The organism is Arthrobacter sp. Hiyo1 (assembly GCF_001263615.2).
Classification (GTDB): domain Bacteria; phylum Actinomycetota; class Actinomycetes; order Actinomycetales; family Micrococcaceae; genus Arthrobacter.
Genome location: NZ_DF952474.1, coordinates 92,265 through 96,626 on the forward strand (window position 1 = coordinate 92,265; position 4,362 = coordinate 96,626).

General features: G+C 63.2%; 6 protein-coding genes. 3 read left to right on the forward strand and 3 right to left on the reverse strand.

What is annotated here, in order from left to right; genetic code table 11:
• The coding region (locus tag AHiyo1_RS17855; protein ID WP_113990706.1) for a CYTH domain-containing protein at nucleotides 1-580 on the reverse strand (580 nt) is incomplete at its 3' end.
• A gap of 190 nt (nucleotides 581-770) precedes the next feature.
• Here AHiyo1_RS17855 and AHiyo1_RS17860 point away from each other — a divergent pair.
• The 3 genes from AHiyo1_RS17860 (at nucleotide 771) to AHiyo1_RS17870 (ending at nucleotide 2,552) form a co-directional block, all read left to right on the forward strand.
• Nucleotides 771-1,439: an alpha/beta fold hydrolase gene (locus tag AHiyo1_RS17860; protein WP_059389435.1), complete on the forward strand. Its 669-nt coding sequence runs from the start codon at nucleotides 771-773 to the stop codon at nucleotides 1,437-1,439.
• Nucleotides 1,440-1,644: 205 nt separating this feature from the next.
• Entirely contained in the window at nucleotides 1,645-2,139 is a 495-nt protein-coding gene (locus tag AHiyo1_RS17865) for an ester cyclase (protein WP_059389436.1), read from the forward strand.
• A 113-nt stretch (nucleotides 2,140-2,252) separates the two neighbouring features.
• The gene (locus AHiyo1_RS17870; protein ID WP_172465630.1) at nucleotides 2,253-2,552 is read left to right on the forward strand and encodes a hypothetical protein; all 300 of its coding nucleotides are present in this window, start codon (nucleotides 2,253-2,255) and stop codon (nucleotides 2,550-2,552) included.
• Between the two features lie 147 nt (nucleotides 2,553-2,699).
• Here the strand turns inward: AHiyo1_RS17870 and AHiyo1_RS17875 are convergent, their stop codons facing one another.
• Nucleotides 2,700-3,041, reverse strand: a complete 342-nt coding sequence (locus AHiyo1_RS17875) for a hypothetical protein (RefSeq protein WP_059389438.1) — start codon at nucleotides 3,039-3,041, stop codon at nucleotides 2,700-2,702.
• Between the two features lie 173 nt (nucleotides 3,042-3,214).
• Nucleotides 3,215-4,324: an alkaline phosphatase family protein gene (locus AHiyo1_RS17880; protein ID WP_059389439.1), complete on the reverse strand. Its 1,110-nt coding sequence runs from the start codon at nucleotides 4,322-4,324 to the stop codon at nucleotides 3,215-3,217.
• Nucleotides 4,325-4,362: the final 38 nt, after the last annotated feature.

A 4,362-nucleotide genomic window follows, 5' to 3' on the forward strand; every position in this document is an offset into this window, starting at 1 on the left:
CCAGCTTGGACGCGTGCCCCGATGGGGTTGCGCCGGCCCCGGACAAGACGCGGTCCGCGCTCTCAAACAGGGCTTCATCGCCGTGCACCAGCTCGATTTCCCATTCCCGCCATTGCCTCTCCAATTGAGTTGGGTGCAAGGTCTCGGCGGTCACGTGGTCATCCACGAAATCGGCCAGGGTGACGTCCTCGCTTCCGTGTAGCCGGTGAAGAGTGCGGCGGGTGTGGATCCGGGCCACAGGCCTGAGCTCATCGCCGCGGGTGAACACAAGGAGCCTCTCCGCGAGTTCCTCGGGGACAATCTCGGGCTGACCCAGCGGCGCATGGATCTCCACGCGATTGTCCTTCTCTGCCGGCAGTTTCAGGTGCCAGCCTGAATCGGTGCCGCCGGTGCGGCGCCGCAAGGTGATGCGGTGCTTGGCAAGGATGAGGCCTTCGGTGTCGAAGTAGACGGCTTCGAGCTGATGATCTGCAGGGTCTGCGACCTGTTCGACGCCGGCAATGTCCTCGAACGCGGGAAGAGGCGTTTCCAGGTCAGCGTCGTACTTGCGTTCTGTTTCCACGGATTCCTGGGTCGACATTCCGTTTCCCGTCCTTCTCGTAGTTGCCCGCGCCTATAGGCATCCTCCCACCAGGCCTTCTGCAGGGAAAGACCGGGCGAAGGGATCTCATCGGGTCCCTTGCGGGCGCGTCGATCTGGGGAAGAATGTGGGGCATGACTTCGACGCCGAGCCTTGGTCCGTTCGTCCATGATTTCTTCGGGGACGCCTCGTGAGCGCGTTCGTGCTGGTACCCGGAGCAGGCGGCTCAGCCTGGTATTGGAGCCGCGTCGTCCCCCTCTTGCAAGAAGCAGGCCACGATGCTGTTGCGGTTGATCTGCCGGGAGACGTCGAAAATGCGGGTTTGCCTGAGTACGCGCGCTTGGTTGAGGCGGCAATCGGTGGCCGGCCCGACGTCGTGCTCGTTGCGCAATCCCTTGGCGGTTTCACCGCGCCCATGGTGGGTGCCCGGACCGGCGTCGCAGAGATCGTCTTAGTGAACGCAATGATTCCCAACCCGGGTGAGACCCCTGGAACATGGTGGGACAACACCGGCTGGGAAGACGCACGCAAGCGTGCCGCCGCGGCCGGCGGTTACGGCAAAGAGTTCGATGTGAACGAGTACTTCATCCATGACGTTTCACCGGAGGTCGCGGCCGAGGGAAAACCGCACCAGCGGCCCGAGGCAAACGCAGTCTTCGCGTCGAGCTGCGACTTCGTGGAGTGGCCGGCCGTGCCCATCAGGGTGCTCAGCGGCGCGGGGGACCGGTTCTTCCCGCTCGAGTTCCAGCAGAGGGTCGCGCGGGATCGCCTCGGGCTCGAGCCGGATGTGCTGCCCGGCGGGCATCTCCTTGGGCTGTCGAATCCGGTTGGGGTGGGCGACTACCTCTTGCACCGCTGAGCTTTTATCACTCCGGGCGTCCGATTCCCTAGACCGGAATCGACGCAAGCCCTAAGATCACTCTGACGGCACCAGCCCTGGCTGATCGATGTCCGTCGCGGTCTCACCCTTTAGCGTGAGCGCCGGGTCCGTTCCGCGACTCCTGGGTCTTCGAACGGGCCCGGTCGACCTCCGCTGGGACCATCTATCCAGAGGAGGCCTTCCTATGAGTGAAGCCAACAAGGAACTGGTACGGCGCCACTTCCAGGAAATCTGGAACCAGAGACAACTGGACGTTTGTGAGCAAATCATGGCCGATTCATACGTCGAGCACGCCCAGGCTCCTTTCGGGACGACCGAGCCGGGCGCCGTCGTCGGACCCCAAGCGATGCGCGCGACCGTACAGTGGCTACTTGCCCAGTTTCCCGACATGACCATGACGATCGAGGCGATTGCCGCTGACGGCGATACGGTAGCTGTCCGCGTCTTATCGGAAGGCACCAACCTCGGGCGCCTCAATGGACGGGGTCCTGCCACTGGCAAACGCATGTCAGCGCGTCAATCGCACTGGTTCAGGATCGAGGACGGCAAGCTGGCTGAGCATTGGGCCACTCGCGATGACCTCACCGCAATGCTCCAACTTGGCGTCGTCAGGCAGCTTGGTCCGCCTAAAATCGTGACGATCATCCAGCGAATAGCAGGGCGCAGAAGCGGGACATGACCCAACGCCCTCGCTGCGTTCGACGCAACCTCGCGATAGTTAGAGAGTAATTACTCGTAGAGGGTGACTGCGGCCTTCCAACGGAGGATGCTTGATTGTTGGGAGGGAAAATCATGACACGAGATGTGACTCATTTCGAGCGACTTTCGGCGTGGACCGAAAACGACATGAAGCCAGCCGTCGGCAAGTTGTTGCGCGGTGAGGGTTTGCCTGCCGAAGCCCGGGAAAGCAACCATCCCTCGCCCCTGGATTTCCAGATCCCTGAGGAACTGGACCGTGCCTTGGAGTCGGCTTCGCAAACGCTCAGCCTCACGCCCAGCGAGATCCTGCGCGAGGCCCTGTCCGAATGGCTGGGGAGCCACGGACAGCCAGCCACGGGCCACCATCCGTTCGGGAAGCACACCGCGCTTTAACGTGCGCTGGGCTGCGGGTTGCGGAGCTGCAGCTGTTACTGGTGGCTGCCCTGAACGGCGTCTCCGTGCCGCGCAGAGCGGAAGGGCGAGGCCGCCCGAGGACTGGGCGGCCATGCCCAGTCCTCGGGGAGGTAATGCAAACTGTCTTTAGCCGCCGCAATACTTGCTGTAATTGGTACCCGCGTTCTGGTAATCGTTCTTCATGGCATTGAGCTTCGCGGTATCCGGGTTGTCCTTCGAGGACTCGTCCAGGTAGTCCACAAGCGTCTTCAGGGTGGGCTTCAGCTCATCCGAGGACACGGCTTCGATCGGGCGGAGCTGGTTGGCTACCCGGATGGTTCCCGTTTTGTCCGTGGTGTTCGTGGGGTTCGAGATGACGGTCTTGACCCTGCTGCAGGTGTCCGCGGTGCTCAGCTGCTGCGATGCCGAGCAGGCTGAAGCGGAGAGGAGGAGCCCGGCCGCGAGCAGGGTTGTGGTGATTTTCTTCATGGTTCCCTCAGTAGTTGCTGACGTTTGATTGTAAGCAGACGGGGCGTCGCGCCCAATGCAGGCTTAGCCAGCGGACCGGTCCATTTCGTCCAGCCCAGGGTCGGATGAGTACAAGGGAGGGGCCCCTCGGCCTTCCGGCCGTGGAACCCCTCCAATGATTTGAGCGCGCTGGATCAGCGCTGGGGGAGGGTTTTGGTCCCCTCGATCTGCACTGCCTGCAGCTTGTTCGGGTCCAAGCCAAGCGTCTTCAGGATGGTCGGCGCAATCTGCGTCGTCTCGACCGCGGTGGTCACGGTCCGGGCGTGTTCGTCGTTGGCGCCGGAGACCACGAGCGGCACATCGCGGTCGTCCGCACTGGCTCCGCCGTGTTCGGCGATCTTGGCCTTGCCGCCGGTGTAAACCACCCCGGTCTGCGCGATGCCGAGGATGTCCGGGTAGCGTGCATCGCTGGTTTGGGTGCCGAAGTAGTTTGCAACTTCGCTGCCCGCATAGACCTTGCTCAAGCCTGAGGTTGTCACGGTCTTGGCGGCGCCGTTGATGTCGTTACCGGCGGCAGGGTGCGCTGCCAGGTAGTCCTTGGCGAACTGCGCTGCGGCCTGCGAGTGGTCCGAAAGCCAGAGCTGCATGATGTCGTCGTCGGTGGAGAACGCCACGAGGTCTGCGGAGCCGGGGTGGGCCGACTTCCACGTTGCGTTCAGGCCGTCGATGATTGCGCTGTCAGGCACCCTCGTCAGCGTCGAAGCGTCCATCGGCGACTGCCCGTGCTTGGCAGAAAGGATCACCGTGGTGTCCTTTGCGTGGCCGGAGGCGGCAAGCGCGGACTCGAACTTACCGACAGAAGCGTTGACGAAGTCAAGGGCTTTGCTCAAGAGCGGCCCGGGAACGGTGCCGCCCTGGAGGTAACCGCCGGTGAGGCCGTCCGACGTCGGGAGCTTCTGGGCCGTCGACACGGCCTGGAAGTTCATCCCGAAGATTCCAGGTACTGCGGCCGTCTTGGTGCCGGAGTGGTCCTTGCCGTCGATTTCGTTCAGCACGGCCTGGACCTTGTAGCCGTCGTACTGCTGGGTTGCGGCGTTGTCCTTGGTCCAGTCGCCATTGAAGGGAGCGGGGGCGATGCTGTTGATCTCAGGGGTGAACAGGTCATCCAGGCCCTTGCCTGAAGGGCCGTTCAGGATCTCGTAGGCGGGGTGCTTGTCCGACCACGCGTGGTGAGGCCGGCGCTCTTCGCCACCTCGAAGACCGTGTTCACCTTCAGGTACTGGTGCGGATAGACCGGCTTGCACGTCGCCGGGTCAACCGGGAGGGTGGCCGGGTCGAGGAG

What these genes read in the sequence shown, in the direction of transcription:
- AHiyo1_RS17865 (WP_059389436.1), top strand. Translation starts at nt 1,645, where the DNA reads ATGAGTGAAGCCAACAAGGAACTGGTACGGCGCCACTTCCAGGAAATC.
- AHiyo1_RS17870 (WP_172465630.1), top strand. Translation starts at nt 2,253, where the DNA reads ATGACACGAGATGTGACTCATTTCGAGCGACTTTCGGCGTGGACCGAA.
- AHiyo1_RS17875 (WP_059389438.1), bottom strand. Translation starts at nt 3,041, where the DNA reads ATGAAGAAAATCACCACAACCCTGCTCGCGGCCGGGCTCCTCCTCTCC.